This is a genomic window from Pantoea allii (genome assembly GCF_046529425.1).
GTDB classification, from domain to species: Bacteria; Pseudomonadota; Gammaproteobacteria; order Enterobacterales; family Enterobacteriaceae; genus Pantoea; species Pantoea allii.
On sequence record NZ_CP125958.1, the window covers coordinates 657853 to 673807 of the forward strand.

Annotated in this window: 11 protein-coding genes; 7 read left to right on the forward strand and 4 right to left on the reverse strand. The window is 52.2% G+C overall.

All coding sequences use genetic code 11. The features are described from left to right. Nucleotides 1-528 precede the first annotated feature (528 nt). The 3 genes from QNH99_RS03155 (at nucleotide 529) to QNH99_RS03165 (ending at nucleotide 4321) form a co-directional block, all read left to right on the forward strand. Nucleotides 529-1161: a carbonic anhydrase gene (locus QNH99_RS03155; protein ID WP_096011205.1), complete on the forward strand. Its 633-nt coding sequence runs from the start codon at nucleotides 529-531 to the stop codon at nucleotides 1159-1161. Further along, on the forward strand, nucleotides 1158-2633 hold the full coding sequence (locus QNH99_RS03160) for a SulP family inorganic anion transporter (protein ID WP_283355872.1): 1476 nt from the start codon (nucleotides 1158-1160) through the stop codon (nucleotides 2631-2633). Before QNH99_RS03155 ends, QNH99_RS03160 begins: the two co-directional genes overlap by 4 nt. A gap of 263 nt (nucleotides 2634-2896) precedes the next feature. Next, nucleotides 2897-4321 carry a GGDEF domain-containing protein gene (locus tag QNH99_RS03165; RefSeq protein ID WP_109716864.1) on the forward strand — a complete coding sequence of 475 codons (1425 nt, stop codon included), beginning with the start codon at nucleotides 2897-2899 and terminating at the stop codon, nucleotides 4319-4321. A gap of 20 nt (nucleotides 4322-4341) precedes the next feature. Here QNH99_RS03165 and ddlA read toward each other — a convergent pair whose 3' ends face one another. Then, the gene (gene ddlA, locus QNH99_RS03170; protein ID WP_063877324.1) at nucleotides 4342-5439 is read right to left on the reverse strand and encodes a D-alanine--D-alanine ligase; all 1098 of its coding nucleotides are present in this window, start codon (nucleotides 5437-5439) and stop codon (nucleotides 4342-4344) included. A 98-nt stretch (nucleotides 5440-5537) separates the two neighbouring features. Next, nucleotides 5538-5891 (reverse strand): anti-adapter protein IraP, encoded by a 354-nt coding sequence (iraP, locus tag QNH99_RS03175; protein WP_172898016.1) that lies wholly within the window; start codon nucleotides 5889-5891, stop codon nucleotides 5538-5540. 365 nt (nucleotides 5892-6256) lie between these two features. On the opposite strand from iraP, the gene QNH99_RS03180 reads away from it, so the two are divergent. Next, a complete protein-coding gene (locus QNH99_RS03180) occupies nucleotides 6257-7834 on the forward strand; it encodes a diguanylate cyclase (RefSeq protein WP_172898015.1) in 1578 nt (525 codons plus the stop codon). Nucleotides 7835-7850: 16 nt separating this feature from the next. On the opposite strand, the gene QNH99_RS03185 is transcribed toward QNH99_RS03180, so the two are convergent. Beyond that, entirely contained in the window at nucleotides 7851-9632 is a 1782-nt protein-coding gene (locus tag QNH99_RS03185) for an EAL domain-containing protein (RefSeq protein ID WP_109716867.1), read from the reverse strand. A 344-nt stretch (nucleotides 9633-9976) separates the two neighbouring features. Here QNH99_RS03185 and QNH99_RS03190 point away from each other — a divergent pair, with 344 nt between their 5' ends. From QNH99_RS03190 to QNH99_RS03200, 3 genes are all read left to right on the forward strand, one after another. After that, the gene (locus tag QNH99_RS03190; RefSeq protein ID WP_109716868.1) at nucleotides 9977-11440 is read left to right on the forward strand and encodes a methyl-accepting chemotaxis protein; all 1464 of its coding nucleotides are present in this window, start codon (nucleotides 9977-9979) and stop codon (nucleotides 11438-11440) included. Between the two features lie 423 nt (nucleotides 11441-11863). Continuing rightward, the gene (locus tag QNH99_RS03195) at nucleotides 11864-12103 is read left to right on the forward strand and encodes a hypothetical protein (protein WP_096011199.1); all 240 of its coding nucleotides are present in this window, start codon (nucleotides 11864-11866) and stop codon (nucleotides 12101-12103) included. A 245-nt stretch (nucleotides 12104-12348) separates the two neighbouring features. After that, the gene (locus tag QNH99_RS03200; RefSeq protein WP_410517267.1) at nucleotides 12349-14523 is read left to right on the forward strand and encodes a putative bifunctional diguanylate cyclase/phosphodiesterase; all 2175 of its coding nucleotides are present in this window, start codon (nucleotides 12349-12351) and stop codon (nucleotides 14521-14523) included. A gap of 642 nt (nucleotides 14524-15165) precedes the next feature. On the opposite strand, the gene QNH99_RS03205 is transcribed toward QNH99_RS03200, so the two are convergent. Beyond that, nucleotides 15166-15408 carry a hypothetical protein gene (locus tag QNH99_RS03205; protein WP_063877317.1) on the reverse strand — a complete coding sequence of 81 codons (243 nt, stop codon included), beginning with the start codon at nucleotides 15406-15408 and terminating at the stop codon, nucleotides 15166-15168. Nucleotides 15409-15955 lie beyond the last annotated feature (547 nt).

The following is a 15955-nucleotide window of genomic DNA, read 5'->3' on the forward strand; positions in this document are numbered from 1 at the left end:
CGCTGAGATTATTTACTTACCGCCGTCATTATTTTCACGCAAATTAAATTAACCATCTCTTGCTTTAATTTCACCCTTAACAAAGTTCGATTAACTGCTTATACAGAATAAAGGCGGTTGATCGTGCTATTCATAAATTCTGCATTTAAGAGTAATCCTGGCATTTCGCCTTGTTTCTGTTTTATCCATCTGACTAACGTCAACGGTTTTGTATTTATTTGTCAGTTTTCATTTTTCGGCTTTATTTTTAATTATATGATTTTTATATAAAATAATTAAAGTAATTTAATGTGTATGTGGTATGACCTCTTAAGGTAATTTACGTGATCATGACGTTTATTGAACAAATACTGACATATAGCGCCGGATGTTTCTGGCATAAAATATTCTGTGTGCATTAGCAATCATAAGCCGCTATAACCTATTAATGTGATGAGCTTCAGATTTCGTAACCCGTTCGCGGCGATTCAGTGAGCGGGTTCACTCCGTGGTCAGCCAGGAAGTGATATTCCCGGTCGTAGAGAGAAGATGATTGTGACGACACTTAAACCCTTATTAGCGAAAAATCGCAGTTGGGCATTACAGCGCCGCCAGCGTAACCCCGCCTATTTTGAAAAATCCTTATATCAGCAAAAACCGCACTCATTATGGATAGGTTGTTCAGACAGCCGGGTGCCAGCGGAGGTATTAACGGGATCGCATCCCGGCGAACTGTTTGTTCATCGTAATATCGCCAATATGGTCGTGGCAGAGGACGATAACCTGCTGAGCGTGCTGCAATATGCCGTTTTTTACCTTGGGGTAAAACGAATCGTGTTGAGTGGTCATTACGGCTGCGGTGGCGTTCAGGCTGCCTTAGCCCTGCCGGGCAGCCCGTTAGCCACTGAGGACTCCGCTCTGGCCCGGCGTATTGCCTTTCTGCGTAGTGGATTAGAACGCCATCTTAGCCACGAAGCCGGGCAGGAGACGGAGAGCGAGACGCTTAATCGTCTGGTTGAAGCGAATGTTCTGGTGCAGTTCGCCAACCTGGTGGCAACAGAACCGGTACGGCAGGCCTGGCAGTCTGGTCAGGAACTTGACGTGTTTGGCTGTGTTTACGACCTGCAATCGGGTCATCTGAAAGAGTTGATTCAGCAATCTGCAGAGGAGTCTTCACCATGAATCTGGATACCTTACGCCGCGATGTGCCGGCAGGGCTTGTTGTGTTTCTGGTCGCACTGCCGCTCTGCCTGGGTATTGCACAGGCCAGCGGGCTGCCGCCTTTCGCCGGTTTATTAACGGGCGTTATTGGCGGAATACTCGTTACCTCCCTCAGTCCTTCACGTTTCGCCGTCAGCGGACCGGCCGCAGGACTGGTCACCATCGTCGTCGCGTCTATGGCGACCCTGGGCAGCTTCTCCTCGTTCCTGACCGCCCTGATTATCGCCGGACTGTTACAGTGCCTGTTTGGTCTGTTGCGCGCTGGACGCTTCATCGCGTTAGTGCCGGGTAGCGTTATCAAAGGCATGCTGGCCGCGATTGGTTTACTGCTGATTATGCAGCAGATACCGGTGGCGCTGGGGGCGGGCGGCAGCGTGAAGTTAGTGTCGCTGGTGAACGGGGAAATGACGTTCTCACTGTCGGCGCTGCTGGTGTCGTTAGTGGGCTTGTTCATTTTGTTTATATGGACAACCGGCCCCATTAAGCGCATTAAGGCGCTGGCGTGGATACCCGGGCCCTTATTCGCCGTGCTGTTTGGCTGTGTGGTCACGGTCGCTGGCGCACGTTTGTTCCCTGAGCTCACCGGCGCTTTACCGCGCATTTCATTGCCCGCGTTTGACAGCGTTTCCGCCATGATGGCGGAGCTGGAAACCCCGGACTGGATGGCATGGCAGAATCCGCAGGTCTGGATCGTTGCCCTGACCCTGGCGCTGGTGGCCAGTCTGGAAACCCTGCTTAGCCAGGAAGCCCTGAAAAAGCTACGCCCGCAAAACCCTGCGCCCTCGCCAAACAGAGAGATGTTTGCGCAGGGGATCGGTAACCTGACGGCGGGCTTCCTTGGGGCTATGCCGATTACGGCGGTCATCGTCCGGAGTTCAGCCAACGTCAACGCTGGCGCACAAACCAAACTCTCTATCTTGCTGCACGGTGTCATGCTGCTGATTTGTGGGATGTGGTTTAGTGAAATGCTGAATGCCATTCCGTTGGCCAGCCTGGCGGCGGTGCTGTTGTACACCGGCTATAAACTGGCCGCGCCGCGCCTGTTTATCGAGCAGTTCCGTATGGGAGCACAGCAGTACGTGCCTTTCCTGGCAACGATTATCGGGATCATCACGCTGGGCATGCTGGTCGGGATTGGGATTGGTATTGCGACACAGATTCTCTATAGCATCTACAAGAGTCACCGCAATGCGCTGCAGCTTACGCGTTACGACGACCACTACGTTTTGCGTTTCCAGCAAAACCTGACTTTTATGCACAATCCTAAACTGCAGGGCTTGCTGGATGAAATACCCGAAAATAGCGTGGTAATCGTAGATAACGATAATGCAGAATACATCGATCCGGATGTTAAGGCCGTGCTGAAGGATTTTGGTGATAATGCTGATAAACGGGGAATCCGCCTGAGTCAGTGGCCCGTGGCGGTTAAATAGTCACGCAGACCTCAACAGCCAGGTCGTTTTTTTTAAAAATCGGATATCTCGGATATCCGATTTTTTTATTTGTAAGACATAATGAGCAAGGATGTCTGCCAGTATGTTTATATCTCGTATCGGGTGTTAAACCCGTAACGTTCGCGCATTTACGGGTGCTTTTCTCTGAATGGCGCAGACAAGAATCAGGGTTAAATGATCATAACGCCATATACCCCGTGAGCGGCGTGATGGTAAGCCTCTTTGTGACAAGGTCCAGACGTATGCGCGTTAAGCTGTTTGAAGAGCACAATACTAAAAAGAGTGCCCTCTGGCTGTTTATGATTACTCTGATGTTCTGTTTTGTCGGCGGACATCTGCGTTTTCCCCATGACTTATCCCTGTTCTGGCCGGTGAATGCCTTCATCGCCGGGATGATGCTTCGCTATCCCTTTCTTCATCGAGCCCGTTTTTATCTGGTGTGCTACAGCGCCATGGTATTTAACGACGCGGTGTTTTCGGGCTGGGCGTTACCGGCCTTCACGCTGAATGTGGCCAATATCCTGTTTATCATCATTTGCGTGATGGTGATGGGGCGGCAGTATCAGCATGATTCCAGCAGTGAGCGTATATCTAACGCACTGCGTATTTTCCCTGCCTGTTTGTTGGCGGCGCTCGGTTGCGCCACCTGGGGAGGACTGGCGCAGGTAGGCAGCATTAACGCGGCCTTTGCTGACGCGTGGATGAACTGGTTCAGCGAGCAGTTTTCCACGGCGTTAATGCTGCTGCCGTTTCTGTTAACGTCACACTGGCGCGTCATGTTCTCAAGGCGCTTGCTGCAACTGGGCAAACTTGTCCCGTTAATCGCCGTGGTGTTGTCCCTGATCACGGGGGCATTAATGGGCGGCGCGGGCAGCCTCACGCTCCCGGTGCCCGCATTAATCTGGTGCGCCATTGTCTTACCGGTTCCCCTGACCACGCTGATCACGCTGATAACCGGCATTAGCCAAATCGTGTTAGTGTCGCACGGCGTCATGAACATTCAGGGCGATGCCAACCTGCTGCCGATCAGCCACCTGACCTCAGCGCGTCTGGGCGTGGCCACTATCGTCATGAGCCCGTTAATCGTGGCGGTGAGCATGGATGCGATTCGCCAGCTCAATGAACGTCTGGCGCTGCGTGCTGACTACGATTTTCTCACCCAGCTCCTGTCGCGTTCGGGGCTGTATGAACATCTGCGCAATGAACCCTTCTTTGAGCAACGTAAGGTGGGCGTCATCCTGCTGGATGTGGATTATTTTAAATCGGTCAACGACAATTTTGGTCATGATGCCGGTGACCGTGTCCTTGAAGAGATCGCCCGGCGTATTTCGCCATTAGTGGGTAATCACGGCCATATCTGTCGTTTTGGGGGGGAAGAGTTTGTGATTGTGCAGTTCGACCTGTCGCCAGAAATGATTTATTCGCTGGCCGAGGGGATTCGCCAGAGCATCGTCAAAGAGAAATTTTTACTGCACGGCAACGCGGTCACCGTCACCGTCAGCCTGGGGCTGGCAAACGGCCAGGCACAACCGGGTAACGCCTGGGCCGAGACGGTCAACCGCCTGATATCCGCCGCGGATAAAAACCTCTATATCTCTAAGCGAAATGGCCGCAATCAGACGTCCCCCTGCAATACGCAAAGCGAAGTTACCAGCGACGTTGCCTGAGCAGACGCCGCTGGAGACGATTAATTGACGGTGGTTTTCAGCGCTGCGCCTTGTTGATGGCGTTCCAGCGCCAGCTCAATCAGACGGGTGATCAGATCCTGGTAGCTCAGGCCCGCCGCCTGCCACAGTTTTGGATACATGCTGATATTGGTGAAACCGGGTAAGGTATTCACCTCATTGACGATAATCTCACCGTCATCGGTGTAGAACACGTCAACGCGCGCCATACCAAAACACTCCAGCGCGGTGAAGGCGGTGAGGGCCACCTGACGAATCGCATCATCTACAGCAGCAGGAATGTCAGCCGGTATCACCGTTTGTGCGCCGGTTTCGCTGATGTATTTGGTGTCGTAAGAATAAAAAGCATCCTTTACCACCACTTCGCCACAGGGGCTGGCTTCTGGCTTGTCATTGCCCAGCACTGCGCATTCGATCTCGCGACCTTTAATCCCTTTCTCTATCAAAACTTTACGATCAAAAGTAAAGGCCAGTTCCAGGGCCGGGAGTAACTCTGCCGCCGTATCAACCTTACTGACGCCCACGGACGATCCCTGATTGGCTGGCTTGATAAACAGCGGCAACCCAAAGCGTTCGATGACAGCCTCGGTGTCCAGATGATGCCTCTGTGACTGCGTCACGCTCAGCCAGGGCGCAACCTTTAGACCGGCATCCCGCAGCAGGCGTTTGGTGACGTCTTTATCCATGCTGACGGCAGAACCCAACACGTCCGAGCCGACGAAGGGCAGCGAGGCCATCCGCAGCAATCCCTGCAGCGAGCCATCTTCACCTTGCGTCCCGTGGACCACCGGAAAAATAACGTCAAGTTGGGACAGGGGATGGGCATTATCACGGGAAATCAGTGGATGTTGAGGTTCACCGGGGATGAGTGCAACGTGTTTTGCGGTGCGATTCAGGGCAATCAGCGAGGGATTTTCAGCATTTAGCAGAAAGTTTGAGGCATCGTTAAGATGCCACTGGCCTTGCTTATCTATACCCAGCAGCACAACCTCAAACCGGGTTTTATCTATGGCATCAACAATATTTTTAGCCGACTGCAATGACACTTCATGCTCAGACGATTTCCCACCGAACACAATGCCAACTCGCTGTTTTTTCATCAAACCTTGTCCACGTAGAGGCAAATAAATACCATACCACGTGCGTCACAATAAAAAACAGACAGACGCGCTTAACGCCTCGCCGTCAGGAGACGTGGCTAGCAGTCGGTAATTTTTTCATTATTCGAGACGGAGGAAGGAGACTTATGGGACACGCCTTTCAGAAACTCTTTTGACTCTTCATCGACCAGACGCGTCAGCGTGAGCTGTTCCTGAAATTTGGTCAGCAGAAGCTCCGCATCAGATTTAATCAGCCCGTCAGAGGACTCCAGAACGGTATTAATTGCCTGACTGATCGCCGAAATCAGCTCTTCAACACCGCCACTTTTGCCAACGGTCAGCGTCAACGCGCTGAGCAACAGTGACTGCGCTTCTGTCTGAGCAACCAGTTCTTTAGTTTCGGCATCCATTTTTGAAATCTTGGCCAGCATGCTAAGAACAGCGCTTTTCATCATGGTCTTCCTCGGGGTCTGTTTTACGTGTTGAACATTATTAGCGCATAGAAAACCACAGGCAACCGTGCGGTGATCGGATGATTCCGGTTATCAATAAGGGGAATGAGACGTCGCCAGAGAGGTTATCGGGTTAGGACATCTGGCAACGATAATCCCCCAAAAGCCTGGGTAACCGCTGGCCCAGATTACACCTTCACGACGCGGAAATGCTGCACGACACAAAAAAAAGAGTATCAGGCTGCTTTTACAGCAATGCGTAACGTCATTCAGCACTAAAGACAAGTAATCTGGCGTTTATTCTCGCGTTTGTCTGGCGCAGAGGCGGTTAAAATTTGTTTAACTCACTCTCAGCGCAACCCGATATGTATCGCAGAAAAATATATCTAAGAACGCTCCTTACCGGACTATCCATCGGAAGCGTCATACTGACGTCAGGTCTGCTGCTGGGCGCGTTGTTTCTGTTTCAGAAGAATAATATCGAAGAGTCACTGCTCGACAGCAATATCGCCTATGCGCGTAAGCTGGCGGATACAACCGATCATTACCTGACCATTGCCCAGCGCGAGCTGGCATGGAGTGCCAGTCAGATCGTCGATCTTAATGATGTCGGCAAGCTGCATCGCGAAACGACGCGTTTATTCCAGCAGTCCGGTTTTTTCAATTCGGTGGCGGTGTTGGATCGTCATGCCGTCATCGCCTCTGTTTCACCTGAAAGCCTGAGTCTGGTGGGCGTAAAGGTGGATACCCCAGAGACAGAGCAGGCGATCGCGGCCCGGAAACCCTTTATTTCCTCACCCTTTAATTCTCCTTCGGGAAATTACGTCGTGCTGCTTTCCCAGCCCCTGTTTTCGACAGATGGGCGTTATCTCGGTTTAATCTGTGGCACCATTTACCTGAAAAAACAGAGCATGTTGAGTGACGTCCTGAGCCAGCATTATTACGGTGATGGCACCTCGGTGAGTATTGTCAGTGATGACGGTTTCGTTATTTTCAGTCACGATCCTGCCCTGGTTGGCACCCGAATGGCATTGAGTCCGCAACTGCAAAAACGACTGGCTTCAACCTCAAATGGTCAGTTTATGATTGAGGACGCAGGCAAAAAATACCTTATTGGCTACGCCAGCCTGCAAAAAACCGACTGGAATATCTTTATGTCCGGTACGTCAGAAACCGTGAGTAGCCTGATGATACATACGGCCAGAAACGCGTTCTGGTTTATCCTGGGCATCATCGTCCTCACGGCGAGCTGCATGGCTTTTCTGGCGGCGCGTATCTCTTATCCGCTGGAAAAACTGGCCGGTATGGTTCGCGAGGGCGGCAGCGATGCCAGCCCGGAACTGCTGTCATCGGTCAACACCTGGTATAACGAAGCGGACAGGTTAAGAGAGGCGGTTCAGCAACACCGTCAGGCCGTTGCTGGGCACGTTGCCGATCTGAATGATAAAGCCATGACCGATCCGCTGACCGGACTGAATAACCGTCGTGGCTTTTATGTCCAGGCGGAACAGCACAGTGAGGAGCGGGTGCAGAGCGCCATCGCGATCGATATCGATCACTTTAAAAAGATCAACGATCGCTACGGGCATGATGCCGGGGATGAGGTTTTAGTAAGCCTGGCAGGCCTGCTGCGTAAGCGATGCCGCACGCTGGATGTGGTGAGCCGCTTTGGCGGCGAAGAGTTTATTTTGCTGCTTCCCGGCACTGCACTGAGCGATGCGGCTGCCATGGCAGAACGTATCCGTGAGGCCGTCAGTATGACGTCATTTCCGTTTATCAGCGCGATGACCGTCTCTCTCGGCGTGGCAACGCTGAGCGACACGGATGATAAAGAGTCGTTGTTAAGGCGGGCAGATGAAGCGTTATATGCGGCCAAAGATGATGGCCGTAACCGGGTGATGGTCAGCCACGAAGGCGATATTTCTCGCTATCCTGCTGTCTGACCCCGGATGCGGTCTCTCAGCACATCTCACGCATTTTCCAGTGCAGCCAGTGATCCAGTTCGCTGTCTGCCAGCGGTCGGGAGTAGAAAAAGCCCTGCGCCTGGTCGCAGCCATATTCCGTCAATGCCTCGACGGTATCGACGCATTCCACGCCTTCGGCCAACACCACATAATCCAGCTCTTTAAGCATTGCGATAATATTGCGGGCGATGATGCGTGAAGCCGTATCCGACGACAGCTCACTGATCAGTGACCGGTCCAGCTTAATCACATCCAGCGGCATACGGCGAAGATAGCTGATATTGCTGTAGCCCGTGCCGAAATCATCAAGGGAAATGCCGAAGCCGCGCAGTTTCAGCATTTCAAGCCCGCGCATAGCGGAAGGGCTCTCCACGATGCGTTCTGTTTCAAGGCATTCGATCCCCAACAGCGAGGTCGGCAGTTTTGCCCTCAGCATCTTCTCTTCCAGCACGTCTGCAAAGCCATCAATCGAGAAATCACGCTCACTCACGTTAATCGTAATTGGCAGCTGGATGCAGCTGTTCCGCAGACGTTTCAGACGCGCGATCACGCTATCTATCACCCATGTGGTAAGGGCCGTAAGGATCTCCGTCTGCTCGGCAAGCGGGATAAACGTCGCGGGTGCGAGTTCACCTTGCACAGGATGGCGCCAGCGAATCAGCGCCTCAAGCCCGATAGGTTTGCCGCTTTGCAGGCAAATTTTGGGCTGGTAAACCAGATACAGCCCATTATTTTCCCGAAGCGCTCTCGCCAGATCGTTCACCAGCGTGAAGTCCTGGGTACGCCTGCTGTCTGTGGCTTCGCTAAAGCGCAAAGAGGGTAATCCGCGATCGATCGCTTCGTGCAAGGCACTGACCGCCTGACGTAACGTTTCCTGGGGAGGAAAGATACCGGAGACGAAATCGACTTCACCGGTATGGGTACTCAGCGCCACCGACAAGCCTTCCCCCAGGTCCGCACTGATGCCCTCCATCTGGCAGGCCACCCAGTTTGCACTGATGCGGCTGTCCGCACGGGTCAACACGGCAAATCGTCCGGTTGCAACGGTATAAAGAATATCGCTGGCAGCGGGGCGCAGCCGCAATGGCAGCAGCGTCGCCACATCTTTAAGCAGGCTTTCAACAGGACTCATGCCCATTGAGCGCGCCAGTTCATAGGCGCGTGGCATATCAATACAGTCAATCAGCACCAGGCGACGCAATGTGGTGTCACCGGCAGCAGTCAGATAATGCATGTCGCGGATCAGGCGCTGGCGATTCGGCAGATTTGTCACCGGATCGATAAATCCTGCCGAGTGCCATGCTTCCAGAAAAGACATGACCAACGACGACAGTAGCGTCAGCGTGGTGATTTGTGCAGGCGTAAAAGGATGAGGCTGAATATCTGTCACGCACAGCGTGCCCAAATTGATGCCGTCGCGGTTTTTAAGCGGCACACCCGCATAAAAACGAATAAAGGGCGCACCAATGATCAGGGGATGTTGCGCGAATCGGCTGTCGAGGTACGTATCCGGCACAACCACCGGAGAATCGCTGTCCACAGCATAGCGACATAGCGAATCCTCGCGGGAGGAACGCTCCAGCTTAAAATTGTGCGCAGCACGAATATACTGAAATTCATCATCAATAACCGAAATAAAGCTTCCGGGAATGCTCAGTGCCTGACTGGCAAGCCTGACAAATTTTCTCAGCACATCATCCCGACTTTCATCGGGGTAGCGAAGGGCCTCAAGGGCACGAGTGCGGCGTTCATGATCACCGTCGAGATTCATAAGCATGTGTGTCCTCCGCCCCGGATTGCTCACGGCGCGAAATTAAAAAGAAAAAGTGGCGGATAAAAAGCACCGGAACAAGGCCAGATTCAGCGAAAGGAAAATTAAAATAGTTTTTTTTTCTCGCTGAATAATAGGCGTGATTTGGATTTCTGTCTCTTTTTATTTTCTTTAATGAATTTATCAGTTATCAACGATGCAAACATTTAATCAATTTTTGAATTTTATTTTTTCAATAACGCTGCCACAATAACCTCAGAAGAGTAGCGCGCTATTGTTTTGCCCGCAACTATTAGATGTGAATATTTTATTGAAGTGTTTTTTTTACGTCGCAACACCGGGGAAATACCATGAATATTCTAAAAAATTTTACGATTAGACGCGTTGTTCTGTGGATACTTATCGCTGCCGTAATGATTATTGCGTTAGCCGGCGCGTATGGTTCACGGATAATAAACGACATTGACCGCGAAGCCAGCCGCAGTAATGCCCTGACTCAACAGCTTATTTTCCTTAACCGCGCCAGTGTGCAAGTGCAGACGAACGCCACGGCGAACCATGCGGACATTGCTTCTCAGGCACCGGCGGGTGATGAATGGCAACGTTATCGCACCGCTCTGACCAGCGCGCCTCAGGATTACCCTGCGGCGGCTCAGGAACGGCTCGCCGCGCTTGAGCAGCAGCTTTCTGCTAATGCGGCCCCGCTGCGTGAGGAACATCAGCGGCTGGTGAATCTGTTTCTGATTACGCTCGCTGCGGTCGCTGCGCTGCTCATTTTTTGCGATCGCTATCTTGTCATCCATCTGGTGCGGCCGGTAGCAAAACTGCGGGCGCACTTCCGCGTGATTGCTGATGGTGATCTGACACGTGAACCCGAGGACCTGGGTAAGAATTGTATCGGGCTAATGGTTCCTTTATTAAAAGAAATGCAACAAAGTCTGTTGAATACCGTCCAGGCTATTCGTGATAACGCGTCCGTTTTACATTTTGAGGCGGGCGATATTGCAAAAGGCAATGCCGATCTGTCGAACAGAACGGCCACCCAGGCGGCGGCGCTGGAGGAGGCTGCGGCCAGTATGGAGCAGCTTACGGCGACGGTTCGCCACAATGCTGAAAACAGTCGTGAGGCGCGTGAGCTGGCGAGTGTTACCGCCCAGACGACCCAGAAAGGTGAGCAGTTGGTGAAAACCGTGGTGACCGCTATGGGTGTGCTTGCCGAAGGCGCTGAGAAAATCCGCCAGTTTACTGCCACCATCAACGGTATTGCGTTCCAGACCAACATTCTGGCGCTCAACGCGGCGGTTGAAGCTGCACGTGCCGGTGAGCAGGGACGTGGTTTTGCGGTCGTAGCCAGTGAAGTTCGCTCACTGGCACAGCGCAGCGCAGAAGCGGCGAAAGAGATTGAAGGGTTAATTGGCAATACGGTAGCGCGCATCGGCGAAGGGCGCGGTGCGGCTGACAGCGCCGGAAGCACGATGGAAGAGGTGCTGCGCAGCGTGGGCAGCGTTAACGAGCTCATCAGCCAGATCGCGCTGGCATCGGAAGAGCAAAGCAAGGGCATTTCTCAGGTGACGCTTGCCGTGGCTGAGATTGACCGCGTGACGCAGCAAAACAGTACGTTGGTACAGAAGATCTCGGCGTCGGCAGAGAGTATGAGTAACCAGACGGAAACGCTCACCAGCGTGATAACCCGGTTTACCTTACCCGCGTCGTCAGCGGCCAGTGTTGTCGTCGCTAAGCCCGTCCCGGCAAAGCGTCATATCGCATCTGTACCGACCAAAGACGATGAGGCCTGGGTGGCGTTTGGCAGATAATCAACGTCTGTCTCATCAGATATAAACGCACTGATGGGCTGGTTATACGCAGCAGACGGACCCGTTTCCTGTTGTGTTTTTTAAAACCTCGCGGCCAAAGCGGGGTTTTTTGTTGCCCGTAAATTCATTAATCCTTAATAAATATTTACTTACATAAACGCAGCGTAAAATAAAATCTAAAACTTTGAGTCATTTAAATATAACGACGCTTCGCTTAATAAAAAATAAGCGCTGCCGATCAGACGTTTTTTTTACAGGCAAATAATCCCGAAGCTGGCGAATCCGCTGGTTTGACATTTCAGCAGATAAGATTAAAAATCCTTATGAAAGGTGTGCTGCAACGGTTGCAGACAGAGGTCTCAGCCGACACTGAACTGATCGGCTGACGTACTGTTACCCTACTTCATCCACAGGGAGCCTGGTTTGGGAAATTCAATCGTCCGACGGCCCGTGCCCGTCCAGAATAATGTTCGTGAACTGCGAATTGCTGCCGGCCTGTCGCAGGAAGGTGCCGCTGAACGCTTTGATCTGAGTTTGCGCGCCTGGCAGACCAAAGAAGCTACGGCGAAGGTGGCCTTGCTGAGTCAAGGGGAGTACGAACTGCTGCTGCTGCTGGCAGGGCGTCATCCTCACTATGAACTGGTGCCGCAAGACAAAAAATAGCGATTTTTACCGTTTGACAGAGTAAAGCCGTCTCTGGCTATGAAGTTCAGGCCTGAACGGACGATAACTGCAATACCGGGCACCATGTAAGAGCAGGTGTCGCTATCAGTGCAGATCTCTGATAACTGACATTTTGCTGCACAGGCGGACCTTTGTTGCGGCTTCAGGTTGATGTATTGCGCGTTACCTGGTTCTGTCTGATTGCAGGCGTCCTCTTTTTACTGTGAGATGCCCGGCCACAGTATATGACCTCAGGAGGACACACTCTGATGCACTCAACTGAAAGCGGCTCCGAAGAAGCACGCATACGTGCGCTGGCCCAGTACCAACTGATGGACACGCCGCCCAATGAAGCCTTTGATCGACTGACTATTCTGGCGGCCAGATTGTTCTGTGTGCCGGTGGCCTTCGTGTCGCTGATTGATGAGAAACGTCAGTTTTTTAAGTCTCGCTATGGTCTGCAAATTACGGAAACCTCACGAAGCGTCGCGTTCTGCCATCACACGCTGGAAAGCGACGATATCCTTTGCGTTCCCGATGCGCTCGACGATCCCCGTTTCTCAAACAGTCCGTTGGTGCTGGGTTATCCCTTTATTCGGTTTTATGCCGGCGTCCCACTGATTACGCCAGACGGGCACCGTATTGGTACGCTATGCCTGACCGATAATCATCCCCGCCCCGCAATGAGCACAACGGATCGCCACAACCTGACCGATCTGGCCGCGCTGGTCATGGACCGCATGGAAGTTCATCGCATGGCGGTTTTGCGCCATGCCAGCCAGCAGCGCCTCGAAGCCATATCGGTAACCTCACCGGACGCGATCATCTGTACTGATTTGAACCGTGGTATTACGTTCTGGAACCCTGCCGCGACGAAAATGTTTGGCTATGACGCTGACGAAATGGCCGGTAAATACGTCGCCGGGCTGATCCCTGAACGCTGTCAGACCGATTACCGTAATGAGCTTGACCGACTTGAACATGAAGAGGGCGCGATCTCTACGCCGCGTACCTTGCAGATTTGGGGCAAGCGATGCAACGGCGAGGAGTTTCCAGCGGAGGTCTCTTTTTCGGGCTGGCAGGAGGGCTTTGAGCGCTATATTGGCATGATCATTCGGGATGTGACGTTACGCTATGAAAGTGAGGCGCGACTCTGCGAACTGGCCTCACTGGATATGCTTACCCGGCTTGCCAGCCGGAGTGCCTTCATGACGCAACTCAGCAAGCTGACGGAATCCGGTGTGCCTTACACGCTGCTGATGACAGATTTGGACAGCTTCAAAGACGTGAACGACACGCGCGGTCATGCGGCAGGTGACGCTTTGCTTTGCCATGTGGCGGAGCAGATCCGCGCTGTCTGCACCCACGCTATCGCAGCGGCCCGTTTGGGGGGCGACGAGTTTATCGTTTTACTGCCCTGTGGCTGTGATGGCGCAATGGATATTGCCCAGCGGCTCACTGCGGCTATCCAGACACCTTTTTATTACATGGGTTCTGCGGTGGAGGTCGGCGCAAGCACCGGTGTGGCAAGCTTTCCCCTGCATGCAAGTGATATGTCTTCAGTGATGTCGGCTGCGGATTTGGCGCTGTATCGGGCTAAAGCAAGTGGCAAAGGGCAGTCTGTCCTGTTTCAGCCTGAATTTCGCGAGGCTGAATTAGGTCGACGTCGGTTTGAACGTGAACTGGAAGCCGCTGTTCGCCAGCAGCAGTTCGTGCTGCATTATCAACCGCGTTTTGATGTGTTCAATGGCGAGTTAATGGGCTGTGAAGCGCTGGTTCGCTGGATGCATCCGGCCCGTGGCCTGCTGCTTCCCTCTGAGTTCATCGATATGCTGATCAAAAGCCCACTGTCCATCACCCTGGGAACATGGATTATTCAGTCTGCTGTCAGTCAGGTTAAACAATGGCGGAGTCAAAACCTGCCTCTGCGAGTCAGTATTAACCTGTTTCCGCGCCAGCTAATGGAAGCTGGACTTGAAGAGGTGATTCGTCAGTGTGCCGGAGAAGATGCAGGCTTTATCGATCTCGAAGTCGATGAACCACTGCTGACCGATGTGGGGGAAAGTACATCTCAGGTGTTAGAGGCCGTTCAGGCTACCGGGGCGTTATTTATCATCGATCACTTTGGTCGCAGCCTTGCCTCGCTCAGCCTGTTACAGCATCGCTGCATCGCGGGACTCAAAATTGATCAATCCCTTACTGTTCAGCTTGAGAACAGTAACAAAGCCCGATTATTGATCAACGCTATCGCGTCACTGGGTAAAAATATGGGGATCAGCGTAGCAGCAGAAGGCGTTGAGAACCGCGCCCAGCACGAGTTCATTTGCGCGGCAGCATGCGATGTTTTGCAAGGCAACCAAACCGGTTCCCCTGTTAGCGCATCACGGTTTGAAACCCTCTATCTTACGCCTTCGCATTAACTGGCAGGGTGGCGAGGGGATATGACAACCTCGCCATAGCATTGCTCACCAGGCTTACCCTTTCCCGGCATCATAGCGGCAAAAAAAACGGCACCGTGAAAGGTGCCGAAGTAAGCAACGTTTGGTCAGGACAATCATTGTGATAATCAACTCACAATACTGTTATCGACGCCCTGAACAGAACATTGAGCGAGGTCGAGAAGACTTTGCAAAAGTGTGATGTATAACGGGTTTTGAGCGTTCAAACGGCACATATCAGCAAAAAATTAGAGACCTGTTTCAGGTATGAAGAAAAATTATCTGATTCCGACTGGCGACAATCCAGATGGTGAACTAATTTGATAACGCTGTTTGGAAGTCATTTAGGATTTCCCTGAGAACTCCGGCCCGACCCTTTAACGAGGTGCGGGCATTTTTTTATCGGTGTTACAGCAAAAAAACGGCTTCTCTGATAGCGAGAAGGCATTGGCTGGCAGCATGCATAGGATGCACCTGTCCGGGACGTCAACCATCGCACCAGGCCTGGCAGCAGGGCGCTACGGCGTTGAAGTCAGGTTCAGATGTGATGTTGAGCGAAGGTCAGAGTCAGGCAGACGCGTTATAACCGGCGTGCTGATTGATCAAAAGCGGGGTTTTTCAACGTTACTGACTGAACAGCAGGGTCAGAAGTCCACGATAGTGCAACCTGTCATCTTCACTGGTGGCTTTTTCAAGACAACCGATAAGCTTCAGACAGATGATGCGTCGACTGACGGGCTTATTCTCGCGAAGTATTTCAACGGCTATCCGCCCCAGGGTTTCAAGCTGGCGTGGATGATCAATCTTGTTGAAATAGTGTGCCAGACCGTTAGTTTTTTCCGCAGGTGGCAAACTGCCCTGGCGCATAGTGTTCCTTAGAACAAAGTAGAAAGAGTTGTGCGCAACTTAACCGATCCTGGGGACCGCTGTACAGGAGAATTACCGATCCCGCTGAAAAGAAAAACAGGAGCCGCCTGGCTTACTTTTTTTGATGCGCGGCGTGGCGACGGCGATCCCAAATCAAGACAAACCCTCAGCCTTAACATGGCGAATATATCGCCTGGCTGGCGAGCTGTTGTGTCTCCTTAATTCTCCCGCCACTTCACAGGCTAAAAAAAACAGGCCCGTCAGCAGGCCAGGTATTTTTGGCGATTTTCATCATGCTTCTGTTCGTTGAAACACTAACACGCATACTCTGTAGGGTTATATTTTTCGGGTTATCTGGCGTTTTATATCGGTATCAAAGAGGTTGTCTGGCGAAAATAATAAAGCAGGGCAGGCTACAATACAGAACCGACTTTTATTGTCAGCCTGCCCAGGCGAAGACAGAACGACAGATGCCCTGCGAAGCCTTCTGGCATCGGCGCTGGCACGGTAAGCCCTGACCAGATCCTGTTTAAGATTATTCTATTTC

Excerpts from the sequence above, each read along its gene's own strand:
- QNH99_RS03155 (WP_096011205.1), top strand. The coding sequence starts at position 529 with ATGATTGTGACGACACTTAAACCCTTATTAGCGAAAAATCGCAGTTGG.
- QNH99_RS03160 (WP_283355872.1), top strand. The coding sequence starts at position 1,158 with ATGAATCTGGATACCTTACGCCGCGATGTGCCGGCAGGGCTTGTTGTG.
- QNH99_RS03165 (WP_109716864.1), top strand. The coding sequence starts at position 2,897 with ATGCGCGTTAAGCTGTTTGAAGAGCACAATACTAAAAAGAGTGCCCTC.
- ddlA (WP_063877324.1), bottom strand. The coding sequence starts at position 5,439 with ATGAAAAAACAGCGAGTTGGCATTGTGTTCGGTGGGAAATCGTCTGAG.
- iraP (WP_172898016.1), bottom strand. The coding sequence starts at position 5,891 with ATGAAAAGCGCTGTTCTTAGCATGCTGGCCAAGATTTCAAAAATGGAT.
- QNH99_RS03180 (WP_172898015.1), top strand. The coding sequence starts at position 6,257 with ATGTATCGCAGAAAAATATATCTAAGAACGCTCCTTACCGGACTATCC.
- QNH99_RS03185 (WP_109716867.1), bottom strand. The coding sequence starts at position 9,632 with ATGCTTATGAATCTCGACGGTGATCATGAACGCCGCACTCGTGCCCTT.
- QNH99_RS03190 (WP_109716868.1), top strand. The coding sequence starts at position 9,977 with ATGAATATTCTAAAAAATTTTACGATTAGACGCGTTGTTCTGTGGATA.
- QNH99_RS03200 (WP_410517267.1), top strand. The coding sequence starts at position 12,349 with ATGACCTCAGGAGGACACACTCTGATGCACTCAACTGAAAGCGGCTCC.
- QNH99_RS03205 (WP_063877317.1), bottom strand. The coding sequence starts at position 15,408 with ATGCGCCAGGGCAGTTTGCCACCTGCGGAAAAAACTAACGGTCTGGCA.